The organism is Paraniabella hibiscisoli, from assembly GCF_022512515.1.
GTDB lineage: Bacteria > Bacteroidota > Bacteroidia > Chitinophagales > Chitinophagaceae > Niabella > Niabella hibiscisoli.
Genome location: NZ_JAKWBK010000001.1, coordinates 2,004,935 through 2,022,226, shown reverse-complemented (window position 1 = coordinate 2,022,226; position 17,292 = coordinate 2,004,935). Strand labels below are relative to the sequence as shown.

Genomic DNA, 17,292 nt, shown 5'->3' with positions numbered 1-17,292 from the left:
TTTATAAGAATAACCGTATAAGCATTGGCCGCACCTCGTAAAAAACACTTCTGTCTTTACCAGCATTGCTATTGGCTCCGTTAATAATTACTCCAGCCTGTTCATTTAATACCTGGGCCAGATCTTTTCCGCCTGCCCGATCCAGATCCGCCCTGCTGATGACGCTCACCACTTTGCCTGTTTCGCTTAGCTTTTTTGGAAATCTTGTTGCAGTTACTGTTACCTTCTCCAGGTTTTGATTAATTACATCCTGTTGCGCCATCAATGATGCGGCTGATGTAAATGCCAACATCGATAAAATTACCTTTTTCACTTTTAGTGTGTTTTAGTTTAACGCCAGGTCAAAGGAAATATAAACGCAGGAGCGGTTACATTTCACGCCTTTCACCCGAAAGCCTGAATAATATAGTACGATAGTTGGCAGGTCTTCTGGCTTGGTTCAGCTTCGCTCCCTTCCCGTCAGCCAGCGGCAGACAGTGGGTCCTGTGCGAAAAAGGAATGTATCATTCCTGAACCTTACAGCTACGGGGATAGCGCCGGACTCCGTGCCTGCGGCAGACAAGTACACCGGACTTCCTTTTAACTCCGCTACCGCGGAGACCAAAAATCGCGGCAAAAGTACAGAAATGTATTAAGTTTGTTTTAGCATGAACAGACGCGGCCTTAAAATACTTACCCATTTACTCTGCTGGCTTTTTTTTATCTGCCTGGTAGCCGCATTTCTGCACAACGGCAATACGGGCGACCAAACAGTTCTGCAGGTTATTTTTTCAGGCTCATTCATTCTTTTCACAACATGCTACATTTTTATATTTTACCTGAACCAGTATGTTTTAATGCCTCATTTGTTTCTAAAAAAGAGGTATACCGCATTTGCAGCCCTGCTTATACTTTTACTCGCCGGCACTTTTTATATGAAACCTTTTGAACAGACGATGCGTACGTTCAGAAGTAATAGAGCCCAACAATTCCGCCCCCCACCCAACGGGAATGAAGGACGATTTCCACCGCCTCACCCCAATGGCCGGGAACCTGGCGGAGAGATGGGTCCCGGACCCGAGGGAGGCCAGAGAATAGACATTATCAGCCTGATACTATTTTTCATGTCTATGGCGGTAAGCGCTATGCTTGTTCTTTCCAAACAATGGCGGCAAGCCGAAAGCAATAAAGCGCTCATTGAAGCTCAAAAAGCTAATGCCGAACTGGCTTTTTTAAAGGCACAAATCAGCCCGCATTTCCTTTTTAATGTGCTCAACAATATTTATGCGCTGGCGATCACCAAAAATGAGCAAACCGCTTCCAGTATTTTACGTCTCTCTAATATTATGAGGTATGTAACAGATGAGGCCCGTACTGACTTTGTACCGATTGAGAAAGAGATAGCCTGCATCAACGACTATATTGCCTTACAGAAAATAAGGCTTAGCAAAAAGGTAACCGTTCATTATACTGTAACCGGAACTTATGGCGATGCGCAGATTGCACCGCTTATCCTGATGTCCTTTGTAGAAAATTGTTTCAAGCATGGCATCAGCAATAATGTTGAATCCGAAATTAATATACACATTTATGTAGATCGCGATCTGATACGGCTGGAAACATCTAACCCGGTTATAAAAAATGCCGATGATACAAAAAGAGCAGGCATTGGCTTGCAGAACGTAACACAGAGACTTGAACATCTTTACAAGAACAACTACAAGCTTGGGATAACTCCTGACGACCAGTTGTTCAAGGTCTCCTTTCCATAAAATACCTGTAAGTAGTAATCACAGCCGAAGACATTAAACTAAAACCATGTACCCATGAAACTATCCGCTGTTGCCATAGATGATGAGCCGCTCGCATTGGAGATCATCAAACAATATTGCACCCAAATCAACGAGATCGACCTTACCCAAACATTTGACAATGCAGTAGCAGGCCTGGATTACATCAACCGGCACCGGCCTTCTTTGCTGTTTATCGATATAGATATGCCGGACATCAATGGGATTGACCTGGTGAATCAGTTGCAATCAAGACCTATGATCATTTTTACAACTGCATATAAAGAGTTTGCCCTGGAGGGTTTTGAGCTGGAGGCCATAGATTACCTGCTCAAACCTTTTAGTTTTGACCGTTTTGAAAAAGCTTTTCAAAAGGCTTTATCCAGGTATCAAATAGGCAACACCGCTGATGAACTGGAACCCTTCTTTGTTTATTCGGAATACCGGATGATAAAAATAGACTTCCGCGATATTGTTTACATCGAAAGCCTCGACGATTATATCAAAATACATCTTAGTAACAGCAAGCCGGTAATGACATTGATGTCTTTAAAGAAAATAGCGCTCAAGCTCTCCCCTAAAAAATTTATACGCGTACACAGAAGTTATATTGTAGCCACGGATCACCTGGCCTCTTTATCGGGTAGAAAATCAGGCTTTCTACAGGGTTGGAGCTTCCTGTGAGTGAGAGCTATTTGCCTGATGTACTCACCAGGATCAAGCCCCGTTAACAAGTTTTTAGGTGATTCGCCGATACATTTTTCCATTTCACCTATCGGATTTTTATTCGCTTCTGCGGGGTTGTAACCTTGTATGGAACGAAAAAATCAAGGTTATGGAAAGAAAACAATTTTTATCAAAAGGGTTAACTGCACTTGGTGTGGCATTTGTAGCTCCCATGGCGAAAGCTTGCTCTAAAAACGATGTAATAGACAGCGAAACGGAAGAAGCCATCGATAGTAGTTGTACTACAACGCCTACCGAAACCGAGGGACCTTTTCCTACAAAGACCCCCTCTTCGCTGGTACAATCCAATATTACAGGCGACAGAACCGGAGTCGTGCTGACGGCGAAAATAAAGATCACCAACAAAAACAATAATTGCGCAGCGCTGGCAGGCGCCATGGTAGATGTATGGCATTGCGATGCAGCCGGCAACTATTCTGAATATGGCGGTTCGGGTATGCAATCTACTAATTACACGTCTGTACATTGGTTACGGGGCAGACAAACCACCGGTACCGATGGGCTTGTTACTTTCACCTCTATTTTCCCGGGATGGTACTCGGGCAGGGCGCCACATATTCACGTGCATGTTTACAATGCAAGCGGTACTTCTTTGCTTGTTACACAAATTGCTTTCCCGACAGACGTATGCAATACTGTTTATACAACGGCTAGTCCATACAGTTCGAGAGGTACACAGGACACACAGAATTCGAGAGATAATGTTTTCTCTGATTCCCTTTCGCTGGAGTTGGCTACTGTAACAGGAACCATTTCCAATGGCTATACATTAACGCATACCATTAATGTAAATGGTTAACTGTTCAATTACCTGATTGTAAAATTATTTGCAATGAAATTAATACAACTCGCTTATCGCAGGGTAATAGATATAGAAAGCAAGGCTCATTGGGAACGCTATGTATTTGAAGACTCTTATAAAGAGTTGCGAATGCAATTCCAGTTATTTAATACTGATAAAAAGCATATTACATTTTCTCAACTGGTTGCCCAGGTACCGGAAGCAGAAAAACTGCATTTTCTTGTCAGTGCGGCTATCGCGGGCCATATATCCCTGCTCGGGAAAATACCATATGTGCAAAATACGTTGGGCATAACCGTTCTCCCCTTCAACCTTTACAGGTTTGAGATCATTGACTCCAACATCAATAACAAGAACGCGCACAGAGTGGCTGTTATCTTTTATAGCGCCCCCGTTGTTTTACATGAGATAATCGGAGAGCACCTGCTGGTTTCCCTTGATCCGGACAACAACAACAATGAGAGGAAAATGGTACAAACGGAACTAATTAAACTCCAGCCATTTCTTAGCATTTACTCTATTCAATACCAACATCATGCAACATCAATCATCAGCAACAATATTCTTAGCTGACGGGCATCGCATTTTTCAAACAGAGGACTGGCGCAGTATCAGCATTCTTAGGGAGCAAACCGCTTTCAAAAATCTTACGGCAATGAGAGATGAAACGCTGGCAGGCGGGAAATCAGCCGTATACCATTCAACAGGGTTTATCATACTGATACCTATTGTAGGAAGTATTATCGCCGAAACCGATAGTACAGAGACTGAAATAGCCTGCGGAGAACTCATTATAATAGATGCCGGTACCGCATTGAAAGTGCTTAATCCCTACAAAGAACATCTTGTCAATTTTATACTATTATACCTTGATAACAATACCTTCCAAAACAGTGGCAATAGCAGGTATGCATTTAATCTTGATGATAGTAAAAATGAATTGGTCGATGTATTTAATAAAGAGAGGGTCAAACTATCTCTTGGGAAATTTGAAATGAGAAGAGAGACAACCTGTTATTCAGACCAACATCACCGATCCAGTTTTTGCTTTGTCATACAGGGATCATTCGAAATTGAAGGAAGGCTGCTGCATGAGCGGATGCTTTGAATGTATGGAACACGCATTCACTGGGTATAGAATCTTTAGGTAAAGAATCTATTCTTCTATTAATAGAGTTACCCGTATAGACACGCTTTATCCGAATTTTAAAATCAACAGATATGAACATACAATTAAACATCAGACTGATAATTTGTGCAATATTTCTAAGTGCATTTGCAATTAGCTGCTCTAAATCTGATATCACTTCAGGCGAAACAGAGGAAGAGAACGGCAATTCTGAAAACAATGGTCAGGGAAATAGCAGCACCAGTCTGAACATTGAAGATGTGGCTACTATCAGTACGGCGAAGGAGGGTAATACAGATAGCGCTTACAATGCAGATGACCTGATTGAGAACTCATCATTTACCAGCACTGTATCTATTTCGTTTGGAACAACTAACACGATCACTAATCCGCTGGCAGCATCGGGAGTGAGCATCACCGAAACGAATGGCGACGTCATTATCACATCAACCGCTAAAGCCGTAGAATATATTGTTTCAGGAACTACAACAAACGGATCGCTTAAAATATACAGCGACAATAAGTTTAAACTGACGCTTAACGGAGTGAGCATTACCAATAATGACGGACCCGCCATTAATATTCAATCGAGTAAAAGATCTTTTATTGTGCTTGCTGACAATACAACTAATACACTTACAGATGGCTTTAGTTATGCAACCAGCACCGAAGACATGAAAGGAACCATTTTCAGCGAAGGACAAATGATTTTTAGTGGCAACGGAACCCTGAATGTAAAAGGCAATTATAAACATGGTATCGTTAGTGATGACTATGTACGGGTACGCAGCGGCAACATCAATATCACCGGCGCGGCTACAGACGGCATACACACGAATGATGCATTTATTGCGGATGGAGGAACCCTGAATATTAAGGCAACCAGTGATGGTATTGAGTGCGAAGAAGGTTATATCGTAATTAACGATGGCTCTTTTACCTTACAAACCGGCGACGATGGCATAGCGGCCTCATACGATACCGATGCTACCATCGACCCCTATGTGACCATCAATGGCGGTACTTTTAATATTACCACAACAAGTGGTGAAGGTATTGAGAGCAAGAGCACTTTAACGCTGAACAATGGTACACTTGTACTGAAGACCTACGACGATGGCTTAAATGCCGGCAAAGCCCTTTACATTAATGGAGGCACTACTTATGTATATAGCAGTAACAATGACGGCATCGACTCCAATGGAATTTTAACAATAACCGGTGGTAAAACAGTATCTGTAGGAGCCGGCTCACCAGAAGAAGGCTTTGATTGCGATAACAATACTTTTAAAATTACGGGAGGAATTATCGTAGGCATAGGAGGGGCAACCAGCATGCCAACAGCAAATGTAAGTACACAACGTTCAGTAAGATTGGGAGGCGCAAGCGCCAGCCAGCTTATTCACATAGAAGCCACCGACGGCTCCAGTGAAGCATTAACTTTTACAGTACCCCGAACTTATACGACCCTATTATTTTCGAGTCCTAAATTAAAAGCCAGCACTTCTTATACTGTATATACAGGAGGCGCTGTAACCGGTGGCACCAACTTAAATGGTTTGTATACCAGCGGCTCTTACATGAAAGGCAGCGCAGCTTCGGGCACTACATTTACAACATCATCAATGGTTACCAGCGCAGGCGGAAGTGCTGGCCCGGGAGGAGGCAGATAAAATACAAAAGATGGAAGTATTTACAATATTTTAGGATCGGCTCATAGTCTCAGAAAGCTTTCTCTTAGTGAGGAAGCTTTTCTTTTAGATAGCCATACATCCAGGTACCGGCAACGGCACTCAATAATACAACCAGCACAACGGTTACACCCGATCCGATCTGCGCAAACAGAGGGCCAGGACAGGCACCTGTCATAGCCCAGCCTAGTCCAAACATTAGTCCGCCGAAAATCTGTCCTTTATGAAATTTCTTTGGCTGAAAGGTTACCGGCATACCATCTATGGCTTTCACACCTGATTTCTTTATCAGCCACACTGAGATCATACCTACCAGCACTGCACTTCCTATTACTCCGTACATGTGAAAACTTTGCAACCGGAACATTTCCTGTATCCGGAACCAGGAAACGATCTCGGCCCTTACAAATACAATTCCAAACACAATGCCGACCAACGCGTACCTTAAATTATGCATTGTGCTGGTATTGACAGGCATGGAGCTCTCTGATGATTGAACTTCATAATCAGTAATCTTATCACTCATCGGGTTATTTTTATAAATTCAGAATAAAAGGCAGTAAAACATTAGCCATTACAAAGCCACCTGCCATAAAACAAATAGTAGCTACCAGGGAGGGCCATTGCAGGTTGCTCAGTCCCATGATAGCGTGACCACTGGTGCAGCCACCCGCATAACGGGTACCAAATCCTACCAAAAAACCTCCCACAACCAGCAGTATAAAGCTTCTCAGGGTCAATAAATGCTCCCAGCTAAAAATCTCCTGAGGCAACAAGTGTTGGGTATCGGTAATATTATATGAACGAAGTTCTGAAGCCAGCGCAGGTGCAATGGAAACCGCATTGCCATCAGAGAGCCATTGCGCGGCTATATACCCACCTGTGAGAATACCACCTACGAAGAACAGGTTCCAGATTTCTTTTTTCCAATTGTATTGAAAGAACGGGATATTAGCCGGGAAACAGGCTGCACATATATGCCTCAGGTTGGCAGATATTCCAAAATGCTTATTACCTAACAACAGCAAGGCAGGTACGATAAGTCCTATTAAAGGGCCGGCCACATACCAGGGCCAGGGCTTTTTGATCAGTTCTATCATGTCTATAAAGATAATTCAATTAACTGTTCGGCTATAACCCTGCAATACCTGTCAGCTCATGAACGAGAATATAAATGCCCATTAATAACACAAACCATCCGAAACCCTTTTTTAAAAAGCCCCCATCCAGTTTTTGCCCCAGCATAGAACCGAGCAGGATTCCCAAAACAGATATCCCTGTTATCTTTAGTAGTAATGGCCAATCCATTTCATGATGGGTTACATCATCGGCAAAACCTATCAGGCTATTGAGTGTGATAATCACCAGCGAAGTGCCAATGGCTTTCCTTATAGAAAGCCGGAGCAACACCGTTAAAGCAGGTATGAGCAGAAAACCACCGCCGGCGCCCAACAAACCCGTTACTAGTCCAACAGCTATACCATATAAAGCTATCTTGGCAATCCCGGCCTTATGCACCACAGTCTTGTTTTTATCAGGCTCTCCTCTTATCATTGAAAAAGAAGAAGCGATCATTAAGATGGCAAATAGCAACATGGTAACAAGCGAGACCGGCACCTCCTGATCATTAATCATTATGAAAACAGGCAAATGCGGTATCAGGTAATGACGGATACAGAAAACCGTAATTATTGATAAGGTTCCAAATACAACTACCGTTTTAATATCTACCTTTTTATTGGCAAAGCTGCTTACAGAACCCACCAGGCTGGTTACGCCTACAATAAACAATGAATAGGAGGTAGCCAGTACCGGCGATACCTGGAAAAGATATACCAGTATAGGTACCGTTAATATAGAGCCGCCGCCGCCAATAAGGCCTAGCGTTAAACCAATTAATAATGCAGTGATGTAGCCGGCAATCTCCATATATCAATATACAAATATGCGTATTTAATCAGGAATACAATTGAGGGGACTATAATTCCCTATGATTTACACCTATCATTTCCTCCTTATTTCGGGGAACCAAAGAATGATATTGCTTTCAAATAATTCTTTATCTTCAATGCTAACAAAACGCCTTTAGAAACCTCAACTGCTGGCGGCAATCATTCGTTTTTAAAAACAATTCTTGAGAAAACAGCGTATCACCACCATTGCAGCTTTGCTGCCCACAAAAATTCACGAATGAAAAAACAGCTTGGTCTTTTCGACCTCACCATGATCTGTGTGTCCTTTGTAATCGGTATGGGTATCTTTAGGGCGCCTGTAAATGTAGCAAAAGCAACTCCTGATGTTCTTACTTATTTTCTATGCTGGCTGGCTGGAGGTATTGTTGCCTTTTGCGGAGCACTTACCTATGCAGAAATAGGGTCCCGAACGCCTGCCACAGGCGGATACTATAAAGTTTTCTCTTATGCCTACCACCCTTCCATTGCTTTTGCCATAAATTGTATTATTCTGGTAAGCAATGCGGCATCCCTGGCTATGGTAGCTTTAGTGGGCAGCGAATATCTCTCGGGCGTGCTATTTCCTGCCTCAAAAGATATCAAAACAATAGAGCTGTTATTCGCTATCGTGGCCATTGTTATTTTCTATGGGGTGAATATGCTGGGACTTAAATTAAGCTCACGAGCCCAGAACATTTTAATGGTAATCAAAATCGGAATGGTTTTATTGCTGATCGTTTCGGTTGTATTTGCGCCTGCCGCTCCCGTTATACAGGCAGATAGTGCTGCTTCCGGTTCTTTCAGTGATTATATTAAAGCATTTGGCATCGGCCTGGTAGCAGTGAGCTTTACCTATGGCGGTTACCAGCAAACGATCAATTTTGGAGAAGAAGTCAGGGACCCTTCGCGCACCGTGCCGCGTAGCATCTTCTGGGGAATTTTTATTATCGTGTCCTTGTACCTGCTGGTAAATTATGCTTATGTACGGGTAATTGGTTTTGAGCAGTTGAAAGACAGTAAAAACATTGCAGCCATTATGGCCTCAAAGGTATTGGGAACAAAAGCAGAAAATATCCTGTCGGTATTATTGTTCCTGGGTGTCTTAGGCTATATCAACGGCTCTCTGTTAAGCAACCCCCGGGTAATGTATGCCATGAGCAATGACAAAGTACTACCCGCTTTATTTTCTAAAACCAATAAAAACGGAGTGCTCACTTCATCACTTACCGTTTTTTCCATGATCGCAGTACTGGTCGTTTTCTGGGCGGAAGAATTTGACCGTATCCTGAGTTTTTCAATTTTTCTCGACTGCTTTGGAATGGCACTCTCAGCCGGAAGCATTTTTTATTTCAGGCGAAAAACCCGGCATCTGGACGGTACAGGGATCTATAGCATGAAGCTTTATCCGCTTTTGCCGGTTATCTTTATCGCGGCTTACGCTTTTCTGGCCATCAGTATCGCGGTAGATTACCAAAAAATGACCATGCAGCCTTAACGGGCTTGATTGTATTGGCATTTTTTATAGCCATCTATTTTCTTTTCTATAGAAAAAATAAAAAAACGTTGTCGTAAAATGGACCTCTCACATATAATAACCGAATTAGGAGAAAACAGGGATCAATACTTTAATGCCGTAGCACCTCCTATTTGGCAGGCAAGCAATTTTTCTTTTAAGGATGTGGATAGCTTTAGCAATGCCTTCGAAGACGAAAGGAATGACTATATCTACAGCCGTGGCATTAACCCCACCACCGATATATTACGTAAAAAGCTGGCAGCTTTGGAAGGGTCCGAAGATTGTTTACTTTTTAGCAGTGGCGCAGCAGCTATTTTCGCGGGAGTTTTGGCCAACGTAAAAGCCGGAGATCATATTGTATCGGTTAGAAACCCCTACAGCTCAGCTAAAAAAATGTTTGATTCCATTTTACCACGCTTTAATGTAACGGTAACTTATATTGATGGTAAACTGCTGGATAATTGGAAAGAGGCTACCCGGGAGCATACTGTTTTGTTTTATCTTGAATCGCCCAATAGCTGGACCTACGAGCTACAGCCCCTGCAGGAGATTGCCCAATTTGCCCGACACAGCAATATCATTACGTTTATTGACAATACGTATTGCACACCTATTTATCAGAATGTAATGGAACTAGGTATTGATATTGCCATGCAAACAGCGACCAAATACATTGGTGGTCACAGCGACACCCTGGGTGGTGTTCTTTGTGGCACGAACGCCATGATGAAGAAAATTTTTGATACGGAATTCATGACCATTGGCAGCGGATTGCAACCATTTAATGGCTGGCTGTTGTTGCGGGGCCTGCGAACGCTCCCCATGCGGCTGGAACGCATCAACCAGACAACTGCTCAAATTATCCGTTTTTAGAATCGCATGAGGAAATTGAACGAATTATTTTCCCCTTTCATCCATCCTTTGACCAGTACGAGCTCGCCAAAAAACAAATGAAAGCAGCTTTGGGATTGGTAACCATTGTAATTAAAAACAGGAAACGGGCGGCTATTGTCAAATTTTGTGAAAGCCTCCGGCATTTTTTAATGGCCGTAAGCTGGGGAGGGCATGAAAGCCTGGTAATTCCCCGCTGTGCCTTTGTAAAAGAAGACGTTTACCAGGAGGATAATGAAAGTCATCGCCACGTACGACTTTATTTCGGGCTGGAAGATGCAGATTATTTAATAAAAGACCTTCAACAGGCTTTGCTTCAGTCTGCCCGGATATAAAAATTTCTTTATAAATTAATTATTAAAAATCGTTACCTAAAACAGCTTTGGTCTGTTAAAACGAGGGTTTTATCCAATTTAAAGCCGCCTCCAACCAATCGCAGGATTTAAAATGTTGCTCAACGCTTATATTTGCGAAACAAAACTGTTTTTTGGTATATGTTTTGCTCAAAAAAGGAGTTTTGTTAAGTTTTAAACCTTATCTGATATAACATGAAGAGACTTCTGGCTGTAGTATTTGTTCTTTTTCTGGCGACAAACTTTTCCTACGCACAAAAAGGACAGCGATTAAAAAAACTAGTTAGTAAAAAATCTGATATCTCTGCAACCCTGCCGCTATCAGTTGTTGAAATCCCTACCGGCACTTTTATAATGGGGGACCAATCTGACACCTCGTCCGTTTTGAAAAAGAACTATCTAAACCGGCACTTATCAGTGGTTTTTATCTTTCTCAGACTGAGATCACGAATGCGCAATACAAAGAATTTGTTTACTGGGTAAGAGATTCTATCGCGGCGCGTACTCTGGGCGGCGAATATGTTACTATTGTTGCCGGCGATACTGCGGTAAACTGGAAATTAGCGTCAAAAATCAACTATTCGGATCCGCAGATCATGAGTCAGCTGGGCGATTTGTTAATGGACCCGTCTAAAACCATCAATAACAAAAGAGCTATTGATCCTCTTAAATTGGTGTACCTGTTACAAGGATTTAACTACCAGGAAGCTGCAAAAAAGAGAATAAAGACAAAGCACCCAGTGAATTTATTTACAAATACTCCGTTCCTGTTTACCCGGACACATTGTCGTGGATGAGGGATTTTGGTTACTCCAACAACGAGCAGATGGCCGTAGGCTATTTCAGCAGCCCGAAATTCCAGAATTACCCGGTTGTAGGCGTAAGCTGGAACCAGGCAAATGCCTTTTGTGATTGGATGACCAAGCAAAAAATTAATTCTTACCAGGCTAAAAACAAAATGGCTGAAGGTGGTAAATGTCGTCTCCCAACAGAAGCCGAGTGGTCCTACGCAGCCAGCCTGGATATTGCGGGTAACGAGAAAAAGAAATCATCTAAAAATTCAAAATCTTCGGATGATGAAAATGGCAATGTTGAAGCCCAGGGTAAAATCTTCCCTGTATTTGTGAATGACAGTAAAAAAGGGCAGGCCGGTTTATATAATATGGCCGATAACGTATCAGAATGGATGATTACCTCTTATTATGAAGGCGGTGAAAACTTCCAGAACCGGTTCAACCCGGATATACAATTTGGTACACCGCAATCTCAATCAAAGTTCGAAAGAAGAAAGGTTTTAAGAGGTGGCAGCTGGAAAGATTCTCCCTCCATGGTAACCACCGGCAACCGTTCTTACGAGGATATGGATGCTACGCACTCTTATATCGGCTTCCGCGTAGTAATTAACCTTCCCGAATAAATTACAATATCAATAAAATCAAAAAAACATAATAAAAATAAAGTATATGCCGGCAGAAAAAAACTCCAACATTCAGCGTTATTTGAATATTTTCTTCTCCTTAGGCGCTGTGCCCGTGTTATTAGGAGCGCTGTTCAAATTAACTAATACACACTCTATCGGAGATCCTGACACCTGGTTGAAGTTTGGTATGTACACAGAGGCATTGGTATTTTTAATATATGCATTAGTGTATGCCTTTAAGCCTGAGGTATTGGACGACAACCCTACAGTTGCAGTAGTTGAAGCTGGTCCTGCCAAAACATCGCGTACCGGCAGTGCATTAGCCTCTATGGACGAAATGTTGCAAGCCGCAGATATTACTCCTGACTCTTTAAACCGCTTAAGCGAGGGCTTTAGATCGCTTGAATCTAATATCAATAAGATAAGCAGCGCTTCGAACAGCGTGGTAGAAACTGAAGAATACGCCAAGCAGGTAAAAGAAGCTACGCTGTCAATACACAGGGTGAATACTTATTATAATAAGCTGGCAGAAACTTCTCATGCATTGATTAACAGTGCTGAAGATGCAAAAGCAACTCAAAAAGAGATGGCGGAACTGGCAAAAAATCTTGCCAAACTAAACCAGGTGTACAGCAGCATGATCTCTGCTATGCAAATGAAAGGCGCATAGATAATGATGCTACCGATTATTGTAACGTAACAGTATATCGGTATTTTTCTTAAGAGCTTTATTGCATTAAAACGATAGCGTTGGCGCATAAGGTTTTCAAAATATAAAATTGAATAGGAGCACTCTGTGTCTCAAATCAAAACTCATAAATCAGGAATAATTTATGGCTTTACCTAAAGAGCCCCGGCAAAAAATGATTAACGTGATGTATTTGGTGCTCACAGCATTGCTGGCACTAAATATATCGAGCGAGGTATTAAATGCTTTTAAAACAATGGATAAAAGCTTTTCCAATGCCAACGCTACAATCGACAAAAAAACAGCAACCATATTTGCATCACTTGAAGGCAAGCTAAATGATCCCAAGACAAGAGATCTGGCCGCAGTATGGAAGCCTAAGGCAGAGCGTGCCAAACAACTATCAGACGAAATGGTGGCTTATATAGATAATGTAAAGAGCCAGATAACAAACGAAGCAGGTGGAGCAAATGGAGGGCATTTTAACGCCAAAAATACCAATGCTGCTACTAAAATATTGGTAGACGGAGATGGTGGTCAGCAACTGTTTAACAAATTGAACGATTATAAAAAGAGCTTGCTTGGAATTGATGCTAAAATCAATGCACAGTTTCAAAACAGTTTACCGCTTGATTTAACCATGCCTGACGTGCAAAACAAAAGCAACAAAAACTGGGAAGATGCTTATTTTAGAAGAACCCCGGCCATTGCTGCGATTACAGTTCTTTCAAAATTCCAAAGTGATATCAAAAATGCTGAAGCTCAGGTAGTTGAATACTGCCACAACCAGATCGGTGAAGTTCAGGTGGTGTATGATGAGTTCCAGGCTTTGGCTACAGCCAATGCGCAGTTCCTTTTACCAGGTAGCGAATTCACGATTACCGCAGGTGTTGGAGCTTTCAGTAAAAATGCCAAACCCACGGTAACAATCGATGGAGCTGCAGTACCATTGAATGCAAACGGCCTTGCAGAATACAAAACAACAGCAGGTGGACCGGGTACTTATACCAGGAAAGTAAATATTTCTTTTGTAAAACCCGATGGAACAACGGCAACTCTTTCAAAAGACATTACCTATACTGTAGCTTCTCCTACGGGCCTTACCGTAAGCGCAGACGCAGTAAAAGTATTATATGTAGGACTGGACAACCCCATCTCTGTAGGTGGCGGAAGTGGAACCAATGCGGCCAATTTGCGTGTATCTATCAGCCAGGGCTCTATTTCGGGCAGCGGTGGTAAATATATTGCTAAGGTTACTACACCTGGAACTGCAAAAGTTACTATCAATGATGGTAAACAATCTACAAGCTTCGATTTCCGTGTAAAATCAGTACCTACACCTACAGCCATGGTGGGTGCAAGCCGCGGTGGCCGTATGCGCGTAAACGAATTTAAGGCCCAGGCGGGAGTTAGAGCTGAATTAGAAAACTTTGTATTTGAAGGAGTTAAGTTTACAGTGGTAGAATATACGATGACATTTACGGGTGCAGGCTATCCTGAGTTTATGCATAAAGCAGTTTCAGGCAATTCTTTTAATGCGGCACGTAGTCTTATCGAAAGAGCCCGACCAGGAAGTACCATTACCATTGATGAAATAAAAGCTTCCGGCCCTGGCGGTACCAGGACATTACCTCCAATAGCATTTAACCTTTTCTAAATATACGATTTGGTTTAATGTTTGCGGGTTAGTTTATCACATTGGGCAACCGGGATATGAAAATATTCGTCTGTGAGCCATGAATACTTATAAAAATTGAAGAAATGAAATTTCGTATTACTTGTAGTATAGTATTGTTTTTAATGATCAGCAGTTCGTTGGTAGCTCAGCGAAGGAGCGCTTACGACAACAGCCCGTCCACTCCTACAAAAACAACTAATACAAAGACTGCAGATACCAAAAAAGGAGACGCTAAAAGCAAAACTACTCCTGCTCAGTCTGGAGAAAGTGGAGAATACAACAGGGCTCCGGACCTTCCTATTGAAGTTGTAGAAGATCAGGGTGAGGGTGGATTATACGGTACGTCTAAGCAATCCATGAGAAAAGACAATATTCTTGAAGACGATCATACGGATAGCGCTGCTACTCCATTAGCCTATACACAATTATATGCTGCAGATGCCATGTACAGGGTAAGGGTTTGGCGTACAATAGATGCAAGGACACAAAAAAACGCGCGCTACTTTTACAATAAATCGATTGATGGTGACGATGATAAACGACTCATCAATATTCTGTTACGTGCTATTAAAGATGATAGTGTACAGGCCTTCAGTAACGTAGATGACCGTTTTACCACACCTATTAGCTTTGACGAAGCTGTTGCCGGATTTGGCGGCGGCGTGGACACCGTAGCTAAATACGATATGGAAGGTAATATAGCTGGCTACCAGGTGAGAGCGAGGGATGTCGCTCCTGATTCTATTTACAAATTCCGTTTAAAGGAAGAGTGGATATTTAACAAACCGATGGCAAAACTTACGTAAGAATTCTGGGTATTGCCCCCTTAGCCAGCTACACAAGTTCTGACGGTTATACGATGGAAAACAGCGAACATGCCGTTTTTTGGGTTTATTACCCTGACCTGCGTAAAGCCTTGGTACGTAATAATATTACTAATCCACTTAACATATCAGGTTACGTAACCTGGGAAGAAGTTTTTGAAAACAGGCTTTTTGAAAGCACTATCCAGAAATCGTCGCTGGATGCTGAGAATGGGTTTAGCAATACTCCTTTAAAAGCAGACCAGGCAGAAATCATCCAGAAACAACTTAATAACTTAAGCTCAAAAAATTGGGCTAAGTAAGATTGTGTGACCCTAATCTCGTTCCTTATGACCATCTCTCTAAAAAAAATCGTAATAGTTTCAGCAATAATTGTCAGCTCTTTAAGCGCTTTTTCGCAGAAATTTAGCCCACAAAAGAATAGTATCGGTGTTAATTTCGGAGCTCTTGGTTATTCAGGCCGCTTTGCAGTTGATGCATCTTTTGCCAGTCACACATCACTATATACATCAATTGTATACCGACATAAAGTTTGGGATAAACTATTTTTACGTGCTGAGGCGTTTGGCGGCCGTATGAGAGCTGATAATTCCAATGTAGCATCACAGGCTTATAAGCCTAATGGTCAGTTTCAAACAGAAATGGCTGAACTTACGGTTAAAGGAGAGTACGATTTTATTGATTTGCAAAGTCATAAGGTAACGCCTTTTGTTAACCTGGGTGTCGGGGCTTACACTTTGTTTAATTACTCCTCTACCATGGCTACCAAAGAGAGCAGTGATAAAATAGGATTTGTAATGCCTGTTGGCGGCGGTGTGAAATACAAGGTAAGTAGTCGTGTAAAATTATTGGCCGAGGGTAATGCGAGGTTATTCTCTAAAAACCTGGATGGTCGTACCGGCAGCGGCATTAATAATCCCAATATATATTATAGCTTTGGTTTTGGTGTTATTTATGAACTGGCTCCTTCCAATGTATTGTGGTAGAGTTTTAACTGGGTTCTAGCTCAAAAATGGTTATTTCGGGTCGTACATTAAATCGTACCTGCCATTTATACCCTAATGCTCGGTTAATATACAAGGTTCTGCCATCTTCAAGTTGAATCTCTCCCGCCGTATATTTTTTATTATTTACAGGAACAATGGGCGCTTTTAAAAACGGAGGTTTTACCTGCCCGCCATGTGTATGTCCTGACAATATCCATCCCTTGTAATTGTTCCAAATGTCTTCATCACAGGTATCAGGATTATGACTAAGCACAACAGTTGCAGCACCAGGAATGTAATGTGCCATAGCAATCTCAGGCTGGTAATTGGTGCCCCACAAATCATCGATCCCGATAATCTTTAATCCTTCTATTGTTACAGCGTTATTTCTTAAAATGGTAATGCCTGCTTCTGTCGCCAACCGCGTTACCCTGTCACCCACTTCTTGCTGCGACCAGCCTTTGCCGTAATCATGATTACCCAGGATGCCAACAGTCCCCAGCTTTCCCTTCACTTTATGACTGAGCACATCCTGTAATTCATCAAACTCCAACCCGTCATTTTCGGTAATAAAATCCCCCGTGTAAACAACAATATCCGGCTGATAGGCCTGCGCTTCCTTTAGTGATTGAATCAGGTAAGCTTTATCTACCCTACCCACATGCATGTCGCTTATTTGCATGAGTATTTTACCATGCAGTGAAGCAGGCAGATTTTGTACCGGCATTTTATTTCTAACAAACTCTAATCTAAAGGGCTCTACCTGCCAGGCATATAAGCCCGTTAATGCCGAGGCACCACCCAGGCAGGCCAGTATTTTTGTAAATTTTCGACGGTTCATAGGTG

16 protein-coding genes, 2 pseudogenes and 1 riboswitch are annotated in these 17,292 nt (G+C 42.2%); of the genes and pseudogenes, 13 read left to right on the top strand and 5 right to left on the bottom strand.

The genetic code is table 11. From position 1 onward, the window contains the following. Position 1: 1 nt before the first annotated feature. Positions 2–313, bottom strand: coding sequence for a TonB-dependent receptor plug domain-containing protein (locus MKP07_RS12785; protein WP_240847540.1), 312 nt, complete (start codon positions 311–313; stop codon positions 2–4). A gap of 89 nt (positions 314–402) precedes the next feature. Beyond that, a riboswitch (cobalamin riboswitch) is annotated at positions 403–620 on the bottom strand. Positions 621–647: 27 nt separating this feature from the next. Between MKP07_RS12785 and MKP07_RS12780 the strand changes: the two genes are divergently transcribed. From MKP07_RS12780 to MKP07_RS12755, 6 genes are all read left to right on the top strand, one after another. Further along, on the top strand, positions 648–1,751 hold the full coding sequence (locus MKP07_RS12780) for a sensor histidine kinase (protein ID WP_240847539.1): 1,104 nt from the start codon (positions 648–650) through the stop codon (positions 1,749–1,751). A gap of 54 nt (positions 1,752–1,805) precedes the next feature. Then, entirely contained in the window at positions 1,806–2,453 is a 648-nt protein-coding gene (locus MKP07_RS12775) for a LytR/AlgR family response regulator transcription factor (RefSeq protein ID WP_240847538.1), read from the top strand. 151 nt (positions 2,454–2,604) lie between these two features. Beyond that, complete coding sequence (locus MKP07_RS12770; protein ID WP_240847537.1) at positions 2,605–3,315, top strand: dioxygenase family protein; 711 nt, start codon at positions 2,605–2,607, stop codon at positions 3,313–3,315. A 33-nt stretch (positions 3,316–3,348) separates the two neighbouring features. Further along, positions 3,349–3,891 (top strand): hypothetical protein, encoded by a 543-nt coding sequence (locus MKP07_RS12765; protein WP_240847536.1) that lies wholly within the window; start codon positions 3,349–3,351, stop codon positions 3,889–3,891. After that, positions 3,854–4,426 carry a hypothetical protein gene (locus MKP07_RS12760; RefSeq protein WP_240847535.1) on the top strand — a complete coding sequence of 191 codons (573 nt, stop codon included), beginning with the start codon at positions 3,854–3,856 and terminating at the stop codon, positions 4,424–4,426. Before MKP07_RS12765 ends, MKP07_RS12760 begins: the two co-directional genes overlap by 38 nt. A 113-nt stretch (positions 4,427–4,539) precedes the next feature. Then, the gene (locus tag MKP07_RS12755; protein ID WP_240847534.1) at positions 4,540–6,120 is read left to right on the top strand and encodes a carbohydrate-binding domain-containing protein; all 1,581 of its coding nucleotides are present in this window, start codon (positions 4,540–4,542) and stop codon (positions 6,118–6,120) included. Positions 6,121–6,184: 64 nt separating this feature from the next. On the opposite strand, the gene MKP07_RS12750 is transcribed toward MKP07_RS12755, so the two are convergent. The 3 genes from MKP07_RS12750 to MKP07_RS12740 are packed head-to-tail and all read right to left on the bottom strand — an operon-like array spanning position 6,185 to position 8,067. Continuing rightward, entirely contained in the window at positions 6,185–6,664 is a 480-nt protein-coding gene (locus MKP07_RS12750; RefSeq protein WP_240847533.1) for a DUF6691 family protein, read from the bottom strand. Between the two features lie 10 nt (positions 6,665–6,674). Further along, complete coding sequence (locus MKP07_RS12745; RefSeq protein WP_240847532.1) at positions 6,675–7,238, bottom strand: YeeE/YedE family protein; 564 nt, start codon at positions 7,236–7,238, stop codon at positions 6,675–6,677. 31 nt (positions 7,239–7,269) lie between these two features. Continuing rightward, complete coding sequence (locus tag MKP07_RS12740) at positions 7,270–8,067, bottom strand: sulfite exporter TauE/SafE family protein (RefSeq protein WP_240847531.1); 798 nt, start codon at positions 8,065–8,067, stop codon at positions 7,270–7,272. A gap of 261 nt (positions 8,068–8,328) precedes the next feature. Here MKP07_RS12740 and MKP07_RS12735 point away from each other — a divergent pair, with 261 nt between their 5' ends. The 7 genes and pseudogenes from MKP07_RS12735 (at position 8,329) to MKP07_RS12695 (ending at position 16,446) form a co-directional block, all read left to right on the top strand. Next, positions 8,329–9,585 (top strand): APC family permease, encoded by a 1,257-nt coding sequence (locus tag MKP07_RS12735; RefSeq protein ID WP_240847530.1) that lies wholly within the window; start codon positions 8,329–8,331, stop codon positions 9,583–9,585. A 78-nt stretch (positions 9,586–9,663) separates the two neighbouring features. Further along, a pseudogene (locus tag MKP07_RS12730) lies at positions 9,664–10,832 on the top strand (trans-sulfuration enzyme family protein). Between the two features lie 811 nt (positions 10,833–11,643). After that, on the top strand, positions 11,644–12,267 hold the full coding sequence (locus MKP07_RS12720; protein ID WP_240847528.1) for a formylglycine-generating enzyme family protein: 624 nt from the start codon (positions 11,644–11,646) through the stop codon (positions 12,265–12,267). 46 nt (positions 12,268–12,313) lie between these two features. Then, complete coding sequence (locus MKP07_RS12715) at positions 12,314–12,940, top strand: GldL-related protein (protein ID WP_240847527.1); 627 nt, start codon at positions 12,314–12,316, stop codon at positions 12,938–12,940. 163 nt (positions 12,941–13,103) lie between these two features. After that, positions 13,104–14,615: a type IX secretion system motor protein PorM/GldM gene (gene porM / locus MKP07_RS12710; protein WP_240847526.1), complete on the top strand. Its 1,512-nt coding sequence runs from the start codon at positions 13,104–13,106 to the stop codon at positions 14,613–14,615. A 104-nt stretch (positions 14,616–14,719) separates the two neighbouring features. Further along, positions 14,720–15,762: pseudogene (gene porN / locus MKP07_RS12705) on the top strand (type IX secretion system ring protein PorN/GldN). Positions 15,763–15,789: 27 nt separating this feature from the next. Beyond that, positions 15,790–16,446 carry a DUF6089 family protein gene (locus MKP07_RS12695; RefSeq protein ID WP_240847524.1) on the top strand — a complete coding sequence of 219 codons (657 nt, stop codon included), beginning with the start codon at positions 15,790–15,792 and terminating at the stop codon, positions 16,444–16,446. A 4-nt stretch (positions 16,447–16,450) separates the two neighbouring features. On the opposite strand, the gene MKP07_RS12690 is transcribed toward MKP07_RS12695, so the two are convergent. After that, positions 16,451–17,287, bottom strand: a complete 837-nt coding sequence (locus tag MKP07_RS12690; RefSeq protein ID WP_240847523.1) for a metallophosphoesterase — start codon at positions 17,285–17,287, stop codon at positions 16,451–16,453. Between the last annotated feature and the right edge of the window lie 5 nt (positions 17,288–17,292).

Coding starts and splice junctions, on each gene's coding strand:
- MKP07_RS12780 (WP_240847539.1), top strand. CDS start 648: ATGAACAGACGCGGCCTTAAAATACTTACCCATTTACTCTGCTGGCTT.
- MKP07_RS12775 (WP_240847538.1), top strand. CDS start 1,806: ATGAAACTATCCGCTGTTGCCATAGATGATGAGCCGCTCGCATTGGAG.
- MKP07_RS12770 (WP_240847537.1), top strand. CDS start 2,605: ATGGAAAGAAAACAATTTTTATCAAAAGGGTTAACTGCACTTGGTGTG.
- MKP07_RS12765 (WP_240847536.1), top strand. CDS start 3,349: ATGAAATTAATACAACTCGCTTATCGCAGGGTAATAGATATAGAAAGC.
- MKP07_RS12760 (WP_240847535.1), top strand. CDS start 3,854: ATGCAACATCAATCATCAGCAACAATATTCTTAGCTGACGGGCATCGC.
- MKP07_RS12755 (WP_240847534.1), top strand. CDS start 4,540: ATGAACATACAATTAAACATCAGACTGATAATTTGTGCAATATTTCTA.
- MKP07_RS12750 (WP_240847533.1), bottom strand. CDS start 6,664: ATGAGTGATAAGATTACTGATTATGAAGTTCAATCATCAGAGAGCTCC.
- MKP07_RS12745 (WP_240847532.1), bottom strand. CDS start 7,238: ATGATAGAACTGATCAAAAAGCCCTGGCCCTGGTATGTGGCCGGCCCT.
- MKP07_RS12740 (WP_240847531.1), bottom strand. CDS start 8,067: ATGGAGATTGCCGGCTACATCACTGCATTATTAATTGGTTTAACGCTA.
- MKP07_RS12735 (WP_240847530.1), top strand. CDS start 8,329: ATGAAAAAACAGCTTGGTCTTTTCGACCTCACCATGATCTGTGTGTCC.
- MKP07_RS12720 (WP_240847528.1), top strand. CDS start 11,644: ATGAGGGATTTTGGTTACTCCAACAACGAGCAGATGGCCGTAGGCTAT.
- MKP07_RS12715 (WP_240847527.1), top strand. CDS start 12,314: ATGCCGGCAGAAAAAAACTCCAACATTCAGCGTTATTTGAATATTTTC.
- porM (WP_240847526.1), top strand. CDS start 13,104: ATGGCTTTACCTAAAGAGCCCCGGCAAAAAATGATTAACGTGATGTAT.
- MKP07_RS12695 (WP_240847524.1), top strand. CDS start 15,790: ATGACCATCTCTCTAAAAAAAATCGTAATAGTTTCAGCAATAATTGTC.
- MKP07_RS12690 (WP_240847523.1), bottom strand. CDS start 17,287: ATGAACCGTCGAAAATTTACAAAAATACTGGCCTGCCTGGGTGGTGCC.